Genomic DNA, 15,729 nt, shown 5'->3' with positions numbered 1-15,729 from the left:
AGATCTTCTCGTTTTTATTTACCCGCTTTTACTTAAAAAGCAGGGAATTCATAGGTGACACCGGCAGTGACAGTCAAGAAGTTTAACCAGTTCTTAACATAGTCATCTCCTGACCCTTCTGCACCCCCTCCCAGGTATCGTAAGTTGATGTAGCCATTAACTTCCTCGGTGATATGAACTCCTTGACGTATACTAGCGTCCAGAATAGCACCGACTACGTCGTTATCACTTCCGTTGATATAGCTAATAGGAGCGTAAAAACCGTCAGCCTCGAATTCAGTATAGGTCACCTTGTTAAGGTTGTAACGTGTACGAATACTTAAGACAGGTACAGGGCCAATATCCCTGTTAGAATGAAAGAGACTTCCATCTAAAGCCTCAAAATTGATTGTGGCATTTCGGAGTTGTAAACCACCACCAATTGCTAGATCAAATTTATCGTTGTCGTTAAGCAGCTCATTAAGGTAGGTGATTCTATAAAAAGGGAAATTATAGAGGAAGTCAACGTTTGTACCTTGCGGAAACATAATTCCGTCGATCAATAAGTCCCTTTCCAGTACTTCAGTAGACTCCAATCTAAGGGGTTGATAAAGTAAAGTGAAGATGTGTCTTTGCTTAAGTTTGAGTTCCAATGCCAGACGACTTACAGGAAATAGTACGTCTTGCCCTCCCTCTTTAACGTAATTAATATAAGTTCCATCTTCTCCAAACTGTACCTTATTTCCAAGTACACCCAGAAAGCCTAGTTCGGCAATACCACGTATTTTTATGTTATCTTTTTTAGGAGCTGGAGTGTTTTGGGCAACCCCTAGTATACTTATTGATAGGAGAATCAGGAGGATGTTAGTTTTTAGTAAATTGGTTACGTTTAAAGGTTTTTGCTGATTATTCTTCATGTAAAAGATATTTAGTTGGTTTTGTTAGTTCTTGTCGGTGAGACAAGGTTGATTGTTGTTTTATTAACACATAAATGGGTGAATTGTTATTTTTTTATTGGTAATCACGGTTAGTGAATCATTCTGTTAGTAGGTGAGGAGTAGGTTTATAGTATTGATATTGAGTGTATTAAAATATACTCCATTGCCTGCATAGACTGTCAGTGGACTTTAATAACGTAGGTATACGGTAATCACCACTCATGGCTGAAATATGTTCGGCTGCGATATGAGCAGACATCCCAGCTGCAGTAACCCATAATGGGTTTTGACTCTCCCCACGAAGTACTTCTACAGCGACATCTTTAGCGCCATAAAAAATACGTTTGGCTACTCCAACGACAGGGACTTCTTGGTAAAGTGATTCGTAAAGGTAGGCGCCTAGTCCTTTGCGATCTTCTCCTAACCATACGTACCCATCTACCACGATAACATCAATGCGCTCGGTTACTTTTTCTAAGACATTCAATAGACAAGGTAATTCCCTCTTATAAAATTGCCCAGATTCATAGGGGGGAATGTTATTGGTAATACTTGTATAAGAATTGCTTGGCATCACGCTATTCCATTCTGAAAATACCAGGCAGGCAGTATTGGCACGGTTGTATTGATAATCAACATCTAAACTGACGATCATAGATTGAAAAGTATCCCTGTTTACAATTATTTCTCTAATCTAATGTAATAAATAAAATGCCGAATTGTACTAATTTGTTGAGAGGGTGGTATATTTGCGCTTTCAGAAGTCTTATACTAAAACCACTAGCATGCAATTAATTGATGGTAAAGCAACAGCAACAGCCATAAAAGGCGAAATTGCTGAGGAAGTGAAAGAAATCGTAGCAAATGGAGGAAAGCGTCCTCACCTTGCGGCAGTATTGGTAGGCAATGACGGAGGAAGCCAAACCTACGTAAAACACAAGGTGAAAGCTTGTGAGCAATGCGGTTTTGAGTCTACTTTGCTGACGTTTGAGGATGATATCACAGAGGAGCAATTGATGTCAGAGATTGATCGTTTGAATAATGACCCTCAGATTGACGGTTTTATTGTTCAACTTCCGTTGCCGAAACATATCGACGAAAACAAAGTGACGATGGCAATCGACCCTGTAAAGGATGTTGATGGTTTCCATCCGCAAAATCTAGGTAAAATGATGCTGGGACTTCCTGCATTTTTGCCGGCTACACCTTACGGGATCGTTCAGTTGCTAGACCGATATGGCATTGAGACTTCCGGTAAGAAATGTGTGGTAGTTGGAAGAAGTAATATCGTAGGAACACCTATGAGCTTATTAATGTCTAGAAATGCCAAAGTGGGTAATGCAACCGTGACCTTAGTGCATAGCCGTACTGCTAACATGGAAGAGGAGTGTAAGGCAGCAGATATCTTGATTGTAGCCGTGGGAAGACCAGGTACAATTAAAGCGGATATGGTAAAAGAAGGGGCTGTTGTGATTGATGTGGGAACTACTCGCGTAGCAGATGCGTCTAAGAAGAGTGGTTTTGCCTTGAAAGGAGACGTATTGTTTGAGGAAGTGGCACCAAAGTGTAGCTATATCACTCCGGTACCAGGAGGGGTAGGACCAATGACAGTAGTAACTTTGATGAAAAATACGCTGCTTGCAGCAAAAAAATAATTCATATTGGGCATCTGATTAAGGTAGAATAATTAACCGACAGTTGAGGCGGCTTACGCCGCTGGTTGAGTGACACTGCGTGTCGTTGAGTAACCCTTCGGGCTGTTGAGAAATAGCAGTACTGTGAAATCTCAACAGCCCGAAGGGCTACTCAACAGAGCGGAGCTCTACTCAACGGCACGCAGTGTCACTCAACAAAGCCATTTAGTAGTATGACGGTTATTTATTCAAACTTAATACATACTACCCATATGTTTGAATTTCTAAGGGTTCCCTCACCCCTTGGAACTTATATTTTGTAGAAAAAAAAGGAAAAAATAATATGGTTCAGCGAATGATGGAGAGCGATGCGGTAGCATCCGTGAAAGAGCAGGAGACGCTTCCGGTAATGGAAGCTTTTTACACGGTACAAGGCGAAGGAAAATATACCGGACATGCGGCTTACTTTATCCGTTTAGGAGGGTGTGATGTAGGTTGTGTGTGGTGTGATGTAAAAGAGTCCTGGGATGCCGATGTGCACCCTAAACGTACAATCACCGATATTGTAGAAGCAGCAGCAGCTTATCCGGGAAGATTGGCAGTGATCACGGGTGGAGAGCCTTTGATGCATGACCTGACAGGCCTGTGTATAGCTTTACAGGAGAAAGGGTTTCAAGTGAATATAGAGACTTCAGGTACACATCCTTTGTCTGGAGACTTGGATTGGATTACCTTTTCACCAAAGAAATTCAAGAAGCCTCTTCCTGAGATCTATGAGAAAGCACATGAGCTGAAAGTCATTGTCTATAACAAATCAGATTTTGCTTTTGCAGAAGAGTTTGCTTCCCAAATGAATGCCGATTGTAGGTTATATTTGCAGCCGGAATGGGGAAAGCAGGATAAGATGTTACCATTGATTATTGAGTATGTAAAGAAGCGTCCAGAATGGCAGGTTTCCTTACAGACCCATAAGTATATGGATATACCATAAACAAAAAGAGCCACACCGATCGGTGTGGCTCTTTTTGTTTTTATTATTCTTTGGGCTTACTATCTTCCCAATCTATCTTTTCAATTTTTTTATAGGTGATCACTCTTCCATTTTCCAGTAGAGCCTCAATAGCTACATTGACTTCTTCCTTCTCAAATTGAATATCAATACTTTTTACTTCTTCTACCGCAGAGCCATAAAGCTCTCTGATCTCATCCTTTGTATTTTCTCCGATGTTCAAGTCATCGCCATCTTCATTGGTCATATGAATGTGGGTTCCATTAAGGGCAAGCGGGATATTCAGATCGCTAAAGTCAAAGGAAAGGTTTCCAAGTTCTCCCAGCTTTTCCAAGTCTTTTAGTGATTCTAAGCCTTCCAGTGAAGTGGCAATTTGGCTTAGGTTTTTTCCCAATGACTCTGATAGTTGCTGAGCAAGTATTTCCATACCTTCTTCCAAACCTTCAATTTTCACGTTGACATCTTTAGAAGAGTCTTTGTCCTGAGCTTGTACCACATGGGCAAACGATACTCCCATGAGTAGGAGCATTGCGATGATTTGTTTCATGAATTGTTTGTTCTGTTAATAATTTGACACATAGTAATTGTCAGCTTTCTGGATAAAACATCGTTTATACTGACAACATTATTGCAAATTACGAATATTTGTTAAGGTAGGTTACGTAATCTGTGGAATATTTATTCCTAATATTGAAGGATTTACAAAATAAGTGTTGTAAAGCCCGTTAAAAATAAGCCCATTTATAGGAAATAATTCCTTTTCCAGAACTTCTCATTTATAATTATTCCATAACTTTGTTAGGATTAATAGTAGAAAAAAATAATTATACATATTCATGGCTGTACAGAAACCTAGCATTCTTAGCGGTACCCGAGACTTTGGTCCGGAGCAGATGGTAAAGAGAAATTATATCTTTGATACAATTAAGGCTACTTTTAAAAAGTTTGGCTTCCAACAGTTGGAAACTCCATCGATGGAAAAGCTGTCTGTCCTGATGGGCAAGTACGGTGATGAAGGAGACCAGTTATTGTTCAAGGTGTTGAACTCAGGAGACTTCCTGAAGAAGTCAACGGTAGAAGATTACCATCAAGGTGCTAAGCATATGCTAAAGATGGTCGCTGAAAAAGGCTTACGTTATGACTTGACGGTACCTTTTGCTCGTTACGTTGTGATGAACAGAGGAACGTTATCTTTCCCTTTCAAACGTTTTCAGATACAGCCTGTATGGAGAGCTGATCGCCCTCAAAAAGGCCGTTATAGAGAGTTTTATCAGTGTGATGCCGATGTGGTAGGAACAGACTCTCTGATCTGTGAGGCGGAGATCATTGCCATGATCAATGAGGTACTGGGTAATCTGAAAATTGAAGATTATACCATCAAGGTGAATAACCGAAAGATCTTGACGGGTATTGCAGAGGCTGTCGGACAAGCAGGAAAAGAGTCTGACCTTTGTGTGGCGATTGATAAGTTGGATAAAATCGGCTTGGAAAAAGTACAGGAGGAGTTGGTGGAGCAGAGAGGTTTTTCTCCAGAGTCAGTACAAGCCCTTCAACCAATTTTTGATATTAATGGATCAACAGAAGAAAAGCTGGCTGCCCTAAAAGAAAAGCTAGCTAATTCGGAGATTGGTTTAAAAGGAGTAGAAGAGCTAGAAGAAGTATTCCGTTATGTGAAGCAATTTGGTATTGAAAACCACAATGCGGAATTGGATGTTACTTTAGCAAGAGGTCTTTCGTATTACACGGGTGCGATCTTCGAAGTGAAAGTCAATAATGTACGTATTGGCAGCATCAGTGGAGGTGGTCGTTATGATAACCTGACAGGGGTGTTTGGTGTAGACGGAATGTCTGGTGTAGGATTCTCTTTTGGAGTAGATCGTATTTATGATGTGCTGGATGAGTTGGACCTTTATCCTGAAAGTGCACAGGAAACGACGAAAGTAATGTTTATAAATTTCGATGAGGAGTGCCAAACTTACTGTTTACCACTATTGAAGAGATTGAGAGATGCAGGTATTAGTGCTGAGATTTATCCTCAATCTGCTAAGATGAAAAAGCAGATGACTTATGCCAACAATAAGAATATCCCTTTTGTAGTTTTGGCTGGAAGTAACGAGATCGCAGAGGGTAAGGTTACGCTGAAGAATATGGTGACCGGAGAACAGATGTTACTATCCACAGAAGACTTGGTAAAATCCCTAGCTGTCAATTAACAAATGCAAGAATTATGTTAAAAAGGATTCTTTTTTGTTAATGTTAATATTAGAATATTATTAAATTTACTTAAGGAGTGTTTCTGCTGCTTATAGAAGTGGCAGGGACATTCTGAGTAATTCAATCAGTTGAAAATGATTCATGCATGTTGCGTTGCACTCATTCATGAATATAATTGTCGTAAATCCATATAACTAACCTTTAAGCTATCAGCATGAGTGACACGGTAAAAATTTTACTTGTTGAAGACGATAAAATTGTCGCTTCAATTGTAAAGAAGTATTTAGATCTAAGAGGCTATCTTGTACATCACGCAGGGGATGGAGTGAGTGGCTTGAAAGAATTTGAGAAGTATAAGTTTGATTTGCTTATCCTGGATGTGATGATGCCTCACAAAGATGGATATAATTTGGCAGAGGAGATCAGGCAACGTGACCAGTATGTACCGATCCTGTTTATGTCTTCCAATAATATGCCTAAGGATAAAATCAAGGCTTTTCAGACAGGGGCAGACGATTATATCGCTAAACCTGTAGACATGGAAGAGTTGGAGTTGCGTATCAAGGTCATTCTGAAAAGACAGAATAGTGAGCCTAAAGTGGATTTTGATCGTGAGGAAGACCCTCAGGAAATTCACATAGGACAGTATACCCTGGACTTCCCTTATCAGAAATTGAGCAGAGGAGACGATACCAGAAAGTTGACGACTCGTGAGGCTGAGTTGCTTCGTTTCCTTTATAGAAAGCGTAACGGCTTGATCAAACGTGAGTATATCTTGCAAGAGGTATGGGGAGATGATGACTACTACAAAGGACGTAGTTTGGATGTGTTTATGTCCCGCCTAAGAAAGTATTTGAAGGATGACCCTTCTATTGAGATCTTGAATGTACACGGTATTGGTTTCAAGTTCTTGGTAGCAGAGCCTTCCAAGTAGTTTATCACCTACTTCAGGAACGTATTATTGAACGGTTTGGAAGCTTATTGTGCTTCCAAACCGTTTTTGTATATAGTAAAATGTTGAATCGTTGATTTTTTGAATTGAGCTTCGCTTCATTCAAAAAATCAACGATTCAACAACTATGGACTTAAATTATTGATACAATGGATCTGAATCATTTAAAGCGATTAGTCAGGGAAGGAGAGGGAGAGCATATAGAGTTTAAGAAGAAAATTACGGATCCGTTGAAAGTAGCTAAGGAAGTGGTGGCTTTTGCCAATGGGACAGGCGGTTTCTTGATTATGGGAGTGACGGATGATGGTATTATCTCAGGGATGAAAGACCCGGAAGGAGAACTGTACCTGATGGAAGAAGTATTAGGCTTGCGTTGTAAGCCCAAGGTAGCATATCATATACATCGTATTCCCCTTAACCATAAACAAAAAGTCATTGTCCTGGAAGTGGAAGAACATCAACGAAAGCCCGTTTTCTTAATCTATAACCTTAAAAGCAAAAGGGGAAAAGCCTATATCCGGGTTGCTGATAAAAGTGTACAAATGAGTAAGGTGGTTCGTATGATTCTTAAGGAGCAAGGAAGGGATCGTATACAAGGCTTTAGTTATGGAGCATATGAAAGTGCACTCTTGCAATATGTCAATGAACATGGGCAAGCGACCCTTATGGATTTTATAAAATCGGTAGGCTGTTCAGAGGAGGATGCCATAGAGGTATTTGTACGCTTAACGGTCTCTAATGTATTGGATGTAAGACCGAATGAGGTTCAAGATACTTTTATACTGAAGGAGTCTGAAGAGGAAGGGTTATAGTGCAATAGTTTATTGGGATAATTATGTTGATAACTTTGTGAATATCTTGATTTTGCATGTTAGTAATTTGTTTTTCTATGGTAGAAGTAATGCTGTTATTTCTTTTTTACCTATTTACTAACATTTGTAAATGCCCTTTTTTAGTACTGTAAAGCTATATTTCAAAAAGTTATCAACATTTTATCCACAATGTTGATAACTTTGTGTGGAACGCCGTGAAACATGTGAATAACTTTTTGGGAGCCTGTGAATAAGTGATCTTGATAGCGTGATAAAGCAGGTGTAATATTTACAGGTTAAAAAGGGCGTTTCAGGAAAATAATTGTTCTTAGACAGGATTTTAAGGGATATTTTTAATACTTTAGCGTCCAAATACGGTTGGACCTCTAGGAAGTATTTCTTGAGAGGAAAGGCCAATAATTTTTTTGATCAAAAAAATTAAGAGAAAAATGGGCGTATTAGGTATTGCGGCAATTGCCTTTATGGTTCCTCCAATGGTTCTTTCTATTGCATTCGGTGTAGTAAACTACATGAAAGCAAAAAAAGAATTGGGAATGTAATCCCGAGGAATGCCAAAGAAACAAAGAAAGGTCACCAATTGGTGACCTTTTTTATGTCTTAGTATTTGGGACGAATATTGATCTTTGAATAAATAACAGTCATACTACCAAATGACTTTGTTGAGTGACACTGCGTGTCGTTGAGTAGAGCTTCGCTCCGTTGAGTAGCCCTTCGGGCTGTTGAGAAAGAGCAGTACTGCAAAATCTCAACATGCGAAGCATACTCAACCAGCGGCGCTAGCCGCCTCAACGGCACGTAGTGCCCCACTCAACAAAACCATTTAGTAGTATGACAGTTATTTATTTACACTACTCTTTCACCAGCACCCAAGCACTTCTACCAGGCATCGTAATATTTCCTCCTTCAATATACCCTAACCCCTCAGGAGAAGCTTCTTTTCCATTCACCAGTACTTTCCATTTCCCTTTCAGGATATTGAAGTTATAAGGAGCTTTATTAGCATTATAGAGTACCATGATTTTTTCGGCAGCATCCCCATTGGCATGACCATCGATCACAAATCCAGCAACCAAATTATTCTTGAACTCCAGAAACTTCAAGTGCTTCTGAATCATTTTTTGGGATGGCATATGCAATGCCGGATGCGCTTTTCGGATGGCGATAAGTCCTTTATAGTAATCGACCACTTCCTTATACCTTTTCTTACGAGTCCAGTCAATTTGATTGATATTGTCCGGTAAGTTATAAGAGTTATGCTCCCCGTTTTTGGTACGCAACATTTCTACACCCGCATGAAGGAAAGGAACACCTTGAGAAGTTAGAACAATCGTATTGGCCAACTGATGCATTTTAATAATCTCTGCTTCTGACTCATTCGGGCAAGATGCCTTGAGTTTATCATATAAGGTGTGATTGTCATGGCAAGACACATAGTTGATACACTGTGAAGGGGAAGAAGCCCAGGCAGTATCCGAATAATTCACCAGCTCGTAGTTAATCTGGGGGTGATTGGTAGCTCCTACCACACCAAATTTGATGGACTCGCTTAGTCCCTCTTTTCCTGAGACAAAGCCCGTTTCTTTTTCCTCGGCATAGTGTCCCTTGATAGCATCCCGAATATCATCAGAAAATGCTGCTACGCCTCGCATTTGATAGGTATGTGCTTTAAGGGCACGCTCTTCTACGGGTAAAGGGCTATCACCAGCTGTCCATCCTTCTCCATATAGGAAAATGCTTGGGTCCATGGCTTTCAACTCATCGCTGATCGCATTCATAGTAGTTATATCATGAATACCCATTAGGTCAAAGCGGAAGCCATCCACATGATATTCTTTAGCCCAGTATTTCAAGGACTCGATCATGTACTTACGCATCATAGGCTGTTCGGAAGCGGTCTCATTTCCACAAGCTGAGGCATCGGAATAACTTCCATCTGCTTTTTGTCTATAGTAATAGTCCGGAACTTCCTGGTTGAACCAGGCATTTTCTTGGGCGAAAGTATGGTTGTAAACGACATCCATAATGACACGAATTCCCTTGTCATGAAAAGCCTTGACCATTTGCTTGAATTCCTTGATACGCACAGCGCCGTCATATGGATCTGTGGCATAAGAGCCTTCCGGTACATTATAGTTTTGAGGGTCATACCCCCAGTTGTATTGTGCACTATCCAGCTTGGTTTCGTCTACCGTGTGATAGTCAAAGGCAGGGAGAATGTGTGCATGGGTCACGCCCATTTCTTCTATATGGTCAATGCCCGTAGAAAGGCCATCTTTAGAGGTAGTTCCACTTTCTGCTAGTCCAAGGTATTTGCCGGGATAAGCACTGCCAGAGGTAGGAGAGATGCTCATATCTCGGATCTGTAGCTCGTATAGAATAATATCGCTGCTACTTTTAAGGGGTGGTCGTTTATCCTGAGCCCATCCTTCCGGATTGGTAGCCTTCATATCCACAATCATTCCTCTCATACCATTGGCTCCTGTAGCCTTGGCATAAATACCAGGCGTTTCTTTTAGTGTTTCTCCTTGCTTTGTGGTGACTTGGAACGTGTAGTATTTACCTAAGAGATCTTCGTTTACACTAAGCTTCCATGCGCCATTCATAATGGATTTCATATCGAAAGACTGTAAGGGTTTTCCTTCCAGACCTTTTTCGTAAAGGTGTACGACAACCTTTTCTGCGACAGGAGACCATAACTTAAAAGTTGTTTTCTGGGGGGTGTATTGTACACCTAGGTCATTTCCCTCATAAACAGGGAAAGATATAGGTTGGTCGCTCTCTTGTTTTTTGCAGGAAATAAACAAAAATAGCAAGAGCATCATTTGAATGTAACGTCTTTTGTGCATGATGATTTAAGAATAGCTGCAGGGCATATACTGCAGCATAGTGGTAAAAAGAATTGATGATTTGTAGACGAAGTTAATAGGAAGGCAGGGAATTTTAGAGGAGCAATATTATTTTTTATAAAAAAACTTATACGTGAGGAATAGCTCAACATATAGCTTAGGTTTCCTGATATCCTCATTCATGGTTTGTCCAAGGTAGCCAGTGTCACCCATTTCGGGATTGTTTTTTAGCTTTTCTTCCTCTTCAGGATTTGGGAAAATAAAACTGTTAGTCAGATCAAAGTCAAAAGGATCATCTCTTAGAAAAGATACAGTACTGGTATTGGGTAGGGTAATAGGATTGATCAAATCAGGACTGACTACTTGAAGCCCAAAGGAGAAATCTCGGTTAATGTTCCATTCAATACCAATACTCAAGCCAGCACTTATATTGTTAGCGGTTTGTTTATAGGGAATAGTTACTGCGCTATCTGCAAATACCAACCCGAGAGGGTCTTCATAGGAAACATTGTACCCTAATTGGGCGTTATTCATACTCTCATAATACTGGGGAGTGTCAAAAATATCTGCTTTTTCAAAAGAAGTGATCCTGCTATTTCTGTATTGATAATTTATGCTGATCATCAAAAATGGATTGAATTTCTTGAAAGGTCGGATATTTATTTCACTAACAATACCAAAGCTATTGAGTATATAGACGATGTTTTTTTCAGTATTCGTTTGAATGATAAAGTCGATGATATCGTCATTGGTATCACTTAAAAATCCTGTAAAAGTGCCGCCAGAGTATTGATCTCTGAATTGCCCATTGATATATTGAATACCAATGCCGAAAGAAGGGGAAAGATTGTAGTTAAGTTGAAGGTGATGTCCTAGGCGTACACCTTTTTCCAGACTGGGAAATATAGATAAGGGAAGGCTGTAATTTAAATGAAGGTTCTTTAAGTCTTGAGCTATAGTCAATACAGGAAATAGATTCAATAATACAAAGAGTATTGCGTAGATAGGCCGTTTGGGTATAGCTGTCATAGATATAATTCATAGTGAAGGATTTGAGTAAGTTAGAACTTCTTAAACCACATCTTATAGGTGAGGGTCACACTCACATATAGCTTTCTTTTGAGTTCTTCGTCTCCCATAATTTGTCCAAAATATCCCACCTCATTGGTACCTGGATTGTTACTCAGGTTTTCTTCTTCTTCAGGATTGGGGAATTCTACAAAGTCAACGAGTTCTTGAATAGAAGGGGCATATTCGATAAATGCAACTGTTCGAGTGTTGAGTAAAGGAACACTATTGATGAGGTCTGGTGCGATGATTTGCAAACCGAGAGCAAAGTTCCGGTCAAAGTTATACTGGACACCAAGTCCAAAACCCCCGCTAAGCCCACCATAGCTTTTCTTATAGGGGATCTCAATGGCATTGGAAGCATCACTGATTTCTTCTCCTATATCATCAACTATGAGAATATATCCTTTTTCAGCATTTCTCATGCTGCGGTCAAACTCCGGAGTGTCCAGAATGTTAGCAACCGTAAAAGCCCTGATCTTGGTAATTCTTGTATTGTAATTGATGCTAAACAGAAAAAAAGGGTTGATTTTTTTAAAAGGGCGAATATTTATTTTGTTAACTATCCCAAAAGTATTGATATTATATTGAATATTTTTCTCGGGATCTTCTCTAGAGATAATATTAATAAGGTTGCCTTCATTATCGGAAAGTGCTCCTACAATAGCACCTCCTGAATAGGCATCCCGATAACTTCCCCGGAGAAACTGGAAGCCTACACTAATCGTTGGATTAAAGTTATAGAGTATTGAGGCATCAATACCGAAGCGTATGGTACTTCCTAAAGTAGGATATACGATCAAAGGAGTTCCAAAGCCTATATGAAAGTTTTTAAGGTCATGTTGTGTGATACCCATAAAGGGAAGAAATAAGAAACCCATAAAGATAGAACAATGACGAATGGAAGTGGGAAGTAGGGAAAGCATAGGTTATTGTTAAAAGGTAAAAGGTAAAAGGTAAAAGGTAAAAGGTAAAAGGTAGGGGCGACCCCACGTGGTTGCCCTTCATCTAAAAGGATGCAAATAAGTTCACATGGCCTTTAAATAATATAAAGAAGTGTTTTCGATGAAGCATGTTACTGATTACTTATAACCAATAAATAGTATAGTAATAAGATAGCCTTAATCTTAATGGTTTGAAACCTTTTACCCTTTACTTATTACCTGTTATCTTTTTAAAATTTATTAATCTAAAAACTAATCAAAAAATGCTGGAGTATAAAAAAGATTATATCGAAAGAATGACGGAAGAAATGGTATACTTTCTTGGAAAACTGATGGGAATGGTCAATGCCGGAAATAATGAAGAGGCATTGAGTTATATGCAGCAACGTTCCAATGATGTTTATCCAATTGATTATACCGCTTTGAATGGTATGAGTACAGATGGTATTCTTACGCTGATCAAGGAAAATAACTTCAATAAGAAAGTGGTGGAGATGATTGCAGATTTACAACTGCTGGAAGCACAATTGATGGAGAAAAGTACTGGAAATGTACAGCGCAAGCCATTAGAGCGAGCAAGGGGGTTGTTTATGTATCTGGAAGTAGCTTCAGGGGAATACTCTTTTGAGCGTCAGTTCAAGATAGAGGAGATTAACCTGAAGTTGTTGTAGAGGTATATCGCTGAGGTATTTTCATTCTTTCGGTTTATATAATCTGTATATTGCGGGTATTATTCCAACAAAACAATAAACACTATCGCATGAATCTGGAGAATATATCCTACCAAGTGAAAACGTTGGCCCATCAGGTTGCTGATTTTATTATGAAGGAATTTCATGGGTTTGATCGAGTGCATGTGGAGTACAAGGATACCAATGATATGGTTTCCTATGTGGATAAGCAGGCCGAAAAAATGCTCGTGGCTAAACTAAGGGAAATCGTTCCGGAGGCAGGCTTCATTGCAGAAGAGGGAACCGGTACTGAAAATAAAGGAGGATTGAACTGGGTGGTAGACCCATTGGATGGTACGACTAATTTCATACATGGGGTGCCTAATTTCTCCATTAGTATTGCCCTGATGGAAGATCAGGAAGTGATCTTTGGTTTGGTATTCGGAATGAATCTCAAGGAATGTTTTCATGCTTATCGTGGGGGAGGGGCTTACTTAAATGATCAGCCTATGGTGGTGTCTCCACAGAAAGTGTTGAAGAAAGGACTGGTGGCTACAGGATTTCCTTACGTGGACTTTGAGCGAATGGATGAGTATATGAAAATCCTAATGCATATGATGGAAAACTGTCATGGGTTAAGGAGAATGGGATCAGCAGCTATTGACCTGGCCTATGTGGCAGCAGGACGCTTTGAGGGATTCTTTGAGTATAACCTTAAGCCTTGGGATGTAGCGGCAGGTGTTATTTTGATCAAAGAGGCTGGAGGAATCGTTTCTGACTTTCAGGGAGGAAGTAATAGTGTTTTTGGACGGGAAATACTGGCAGCAGCTCCGGGAGTACATCAGGATATGTTAGCCGTTGTACAGAAGCATTGGTAGTTTTTGTTTATCGGTTAAAGAAGGTTTACGGGCGCCATGCAATGGTTATTGCTTATCGCTTGAAAAGAATGTTTGCGGGCGCCATGCAATGGTTATTGTTTATCGCTTATCGTTTAAAAAAAGGTTGAAAAAGTTTATCGGTTATTGCTTATCGCTTAGGAGTAAAATAACTTTCTTAACCGATAACCGATAACCGATAACCGATAACCGATAACCGATAACCGATAACCGATAACCGATAACCGATAACCGATAACCGATAACCGATAACCGATAACCGATAACCGATAACCGATAACCACATTTCAATTTATCTAATAAAATATCACATTGGTATTATATATTTATAATATTATGTGATATTTTTTGTGATTTTACAAAATACAATCCTGTATATTTGTAGTATTCCTTTAAAAAATAGTATAGTGAGTTAGGATTTTTTGAAGAAAAAACTACCTTATCGAACTATATTAGTTGGGAATAATATCAAAGGGTGATATTTTGAAACAACATATTGAATAATACATCAAAAGCGGAAGAACATGGAAGAACTGGCGCTGGACATTAAAATTGAGAAGACAAGCAAGTCTAACTTGGATCAGGTAGACTTTGATAACATCCCTTTCGGGAAGATTTTTTCCGACCATATGTTTTTGGCGGACTACAAAGATGGTAAATGGCAAGATTTGAGAATTGTCCCTTATGGAGAGTTTTCAATGAACCCAGCTTTATCTGCGATCCACTATGGACAGTCGATCTTTGAAGGGCTAAAAGCATTTAGAAACAGACAAAACCAGGAAGAGGTATTGATTTTCCGTCCACAGGACAATGCAGCCCGTTTAAATGCTTCGGCTAAAAGAATGTGTATGCCTGAGTTACCGGAAAATATCTTTATGGAAGGCTTGCATAAGCTGATCGAACTGGACAAAGGATGGGTTCCAAATACAGAGGGGAGTTCTTTGTATATCCGTCCGTTTATGTTTGCTGCAGATGCTTTCTTGGGCTTGAAGCCATCAGATACCTACACCTTTGCAATTATCACTAGCCCGGTAGGAATTTACTATTCTAACCCGGTAAAAGTGAAAATTGAGAAAGAATATTCTCGTACATGTCATGGGGGTACAGGGTATGCAAAGGTAGCAGGAAACTATGCAGCTTCTATGTATCCAGCGAAACTAGCGCAAGCAGAAGGATACGATCAGTTGCTATGGACAGATGCGGCAGAGCACAAATATATTGAGGAGTCTGGTACGATGAACGTAATGTTCCAGATCAATGATACGATCGTGACGGCACCTACCATGCCAGAAGAAGATACGATCTTGAGAAGTATTACACGTCTAAGTGTATTGGAGTTGCTAAGTGACTGGGGGGTGAAAGTAGAGGAGCGTAAGATTCCTGTACAAGAGATTGTGGATGCAACCAAAGATGGTTCTTTGAAAGAAGCTTTCGGTACAGGAACAGCGGTAACGATTGCCCCAATTAGCCATATCGGTAACGATGGTGAGCTACTGGAGATCGCTGAGGTAGAAGGGGAAAAGCTTTCTACTAAGATCAAGCAGCATTTGCAAGGAATGCAGATGGGGGAGGTAGAAGACAATAAAGGTTGGATCTACCGTATCTAAGTTTAGTTGTTGAATCGTTGAATTTCTCCTTCGGAGAGTTGAATCGTTGATTCGAGTTGAACTGTTAACTGAATTCAATAAACAATTCAACTCGAATCAACGAGCGAAGCTCAATTCAACTCTCCGAAGGAGAAATTC

Annotated in this window: 15 protein-coding genes; 9 read left to right on the top strand and 6 right to left on the bottom strand. The window is 39.7% G+C overall.

The window, feature by feature from the left end:
- Positions 1-32 precede the first annotated feature (32 nt).
- Together ABD985_RS17710 and ABD985_RS17705 are read right to left on the bottom strand one after the other, a co-directional pair.
- A complete protein-coding gene (locus ABD985_RS17710) occupies positions 33-896 on the bottom strand; it encodes a hypothetical protein (RefSeq protein WP_345374078.1) in 864 nt (287 codons plus the stop codon).
- A gap of 169 nt (positions 897-1,065) precedes the next feature.
- Positions 1,066-1,572, bottom strand: coding sequence for an endonuclease V (locus tag ABD985_RS17705; protein ID WP_345374076.1), 507 nt, complete (start codon positions 1,570-1,572; stop codon positions 1,066-1,068).
- A gap of 130 nt (positions 1,573-1,702) precedes the next feature.
- On the opposite strand from ABD985_RS17705, the gene ABD985_RS17700 reads away from it, so the two are divergent.
- Positions 1,703-2,572: a bifunctional 5,10-methylenetetrahydrofolate dehydrogenase/5,10-methenyltetrahydrofolate cyclohydrolase gene (locus ABD985_RS17700; protein ID WP_345374074.1), complete on the top strand. Its 870-nt coding sequence runs from the start codon at positions 1,703-1,705 to the stop codon at positions 2,570-2,572.
- A 322-nt stretch (positions 2,573-2,894) separates the two neighbouring features.
- A complete protein-coding gene (locus ABD985_RS17695) occupies positions 2,895-3,542 on the top strand; it encodes a 7-carboxy-7-deazaguanine synthase QueE (RefSeq protein ID WP_345374072.1) in 648 nt (215 codons plus the stop codon).
- 43 nt (positions 3,543-3,585) lie between these two features.
- Here the strand turns inward: ABD985_RS17695 and ABD985_RS17690 are convergent, their stop codons facing one another.
- Positions 3,586-4,107, bottom strand: coding sequence for a hypothetical protein (locus tag ABD985_RS17690; RefSeq protein WP_345374070.1), 522 nt, complete (start codon positions 4,105-4,107; stop codon positions 3,586-3,588).
- Positions 4,108-4,396: 289 nt separating this feature from the next.
- Between ABD985_RS17690 and hisS the strand changes: the two genes are divergently transcribed.
- From hisS to ABD985_RS21305, 4 genes are all read left to right on the top strand, one after another.
- Positions 4,397-5,773 (top strand): histidine--tRNA ligase, encoded by a 1,377-nt coding sequence (gene hisS / locus ABD985_RS17685; protein WP_345374068.1) that lies wholly within the window; start codon positions 4,397-4,399, stop codon positions 5,771-5,773.
- 215 nt (positions 5,774-5,988) lie between these two features.
- The gene (locus ABD985_RS17680) at positions 5,989-6,708 is read left to right on the top strand and encodes a response regulator transcription factor (RefSeq protein ID WP_345374066.1); all 720 of its coding nucleotides are present in this window, start codon (positions 5,989-5,991) and stop codon (positions 6,706-6,708) included.
- A gap of 167 nt (positions 6,709-6,875) precedes the next feature.
- Positions 6,876-7,538 (top strand): AlbA family DNA-binding domain-containing protein, encoded by a 663-nt coding sequence (locus ABD985_RS17675; protein WP_345374064.1) that lies wholly within the window; start codon positions 6,876-6,878, stop codon positions 7,536-7,538.
- A 511-nt stretch (positions 7,539-8,049) separates the two neighbouring features.
- A complete protein-coding gene (locus tag ABD985_RS21305; RefSeq protein WP_486303787.1) occupies positions 8,050-8,160 on the top strand; it encodes a hypothetical protein in 111 nt (36 codons plus the stop codon).
- A 247-nt stretch (positions 8,161-8,407) separates the two neighbouring features.
- Here ABD985_RS21305 and pulA read toward each other — a convergent pair whose 3' ends face one another.
- The 3 genes from pulA to ABD985_RS17660 all read right to left on the bottom strand — a co-directional run bounded on the left by pulA (position 8,408) and on the right by ABD985_RS17660 (position 12,399).
- Positions 8,408-10,405 carry a type I pullulanase gene (gene pulA / locus ABD985_RS17670; protein ID WP_345374062.1) on the bottom strand — a complete coding sequence of 666 codons (1,998 nt, stop codon included), beginning with the start codon at positions 10,403-10,405 and terminating at the stop codon, positions 8,408-8,410.
- Positions 10,406-10,513: 108 nt separating this feature from the next.
- A complete protein-coding gene (locus tag ABD985_RS17665) occupies positions 10,514-11,434 on the bottom strand; it encodes a hypothetical protein (protein ID WP_345374060.1) in 921 nt (306 codons plus the stop codon).
- A gap of 32 nt (positions 11,435-11,466) precedes the next feature.
- Complete coding sequence (locus ABD985_RS17660) at positions 11,467-12,399, bottom strand: hypothetical protein (protein WP_345374058.1); 933 nt, start codon at positions 12,397-12,399, stop codon at positions 11,467-11,469.
- A gap of 281 nt (positions 12,400-12,680) precedes the next feature.
- On the opposite strand from ABD985_RS17660, the gene ABD985_RS17655 reads away from it, so the two are divergent.
- The 3 genes from ABD985_RS17655 (at position 12,681) to ABD985_RS17645 (ending at position 15,591) form a co-directional block, all read left to right on the top strand.
- On the top strand, positions 12,681-13,088 hold the full coding sequence (locus ABD985_RS17655) for a hypothetical protein (RefSeq protein WP_345374056.1): 408 nt from the start codon (positions 12,681-12,683) through the stop codon (positions 13,086-13,088).
- An 89-nt stretch (positions 13,089-13,177) separates the two neighbouring features.
- The gene (locus tag ABD985_RS17650; protein ID WP_345374054.1) at positions 13,178-13,966 is read left to right on the top strand and encodes an inositol monophosphatase family protein; all 789 of its coding nucleotides are present in this window, start codon (positions 13,178-13,180) and stop codon (positions 13,964-13,966) included.
- Positions 13,967-14,508: 542 nt separating this feature from the next.
- A complete protein-coding gene (locus tag ABD985_RS17645) occupies positions 14,509-15,591 on the top strand; it encodes a branched-chain amino acid aminotransferase (RefSeq protein WP_345374052.1) in 1,083 nt (360 codons plus the stop codon).
- Positions 15,592-15,729: the final 138 nt, after the last annotated feature.

The organism is Algivirga pacifica (assembly GCF_039543525.1).
GTDB classification, from domain to species: domain Bacteria; phylum Bacteroidota; class Bacteroidia; order Cytophagales; family Flammeovirgaceae; genus Algivirga; species Algivirga pacifica.
This window is presented reverse-complemented; position numbering and strand designations above follow the sequence as displayed.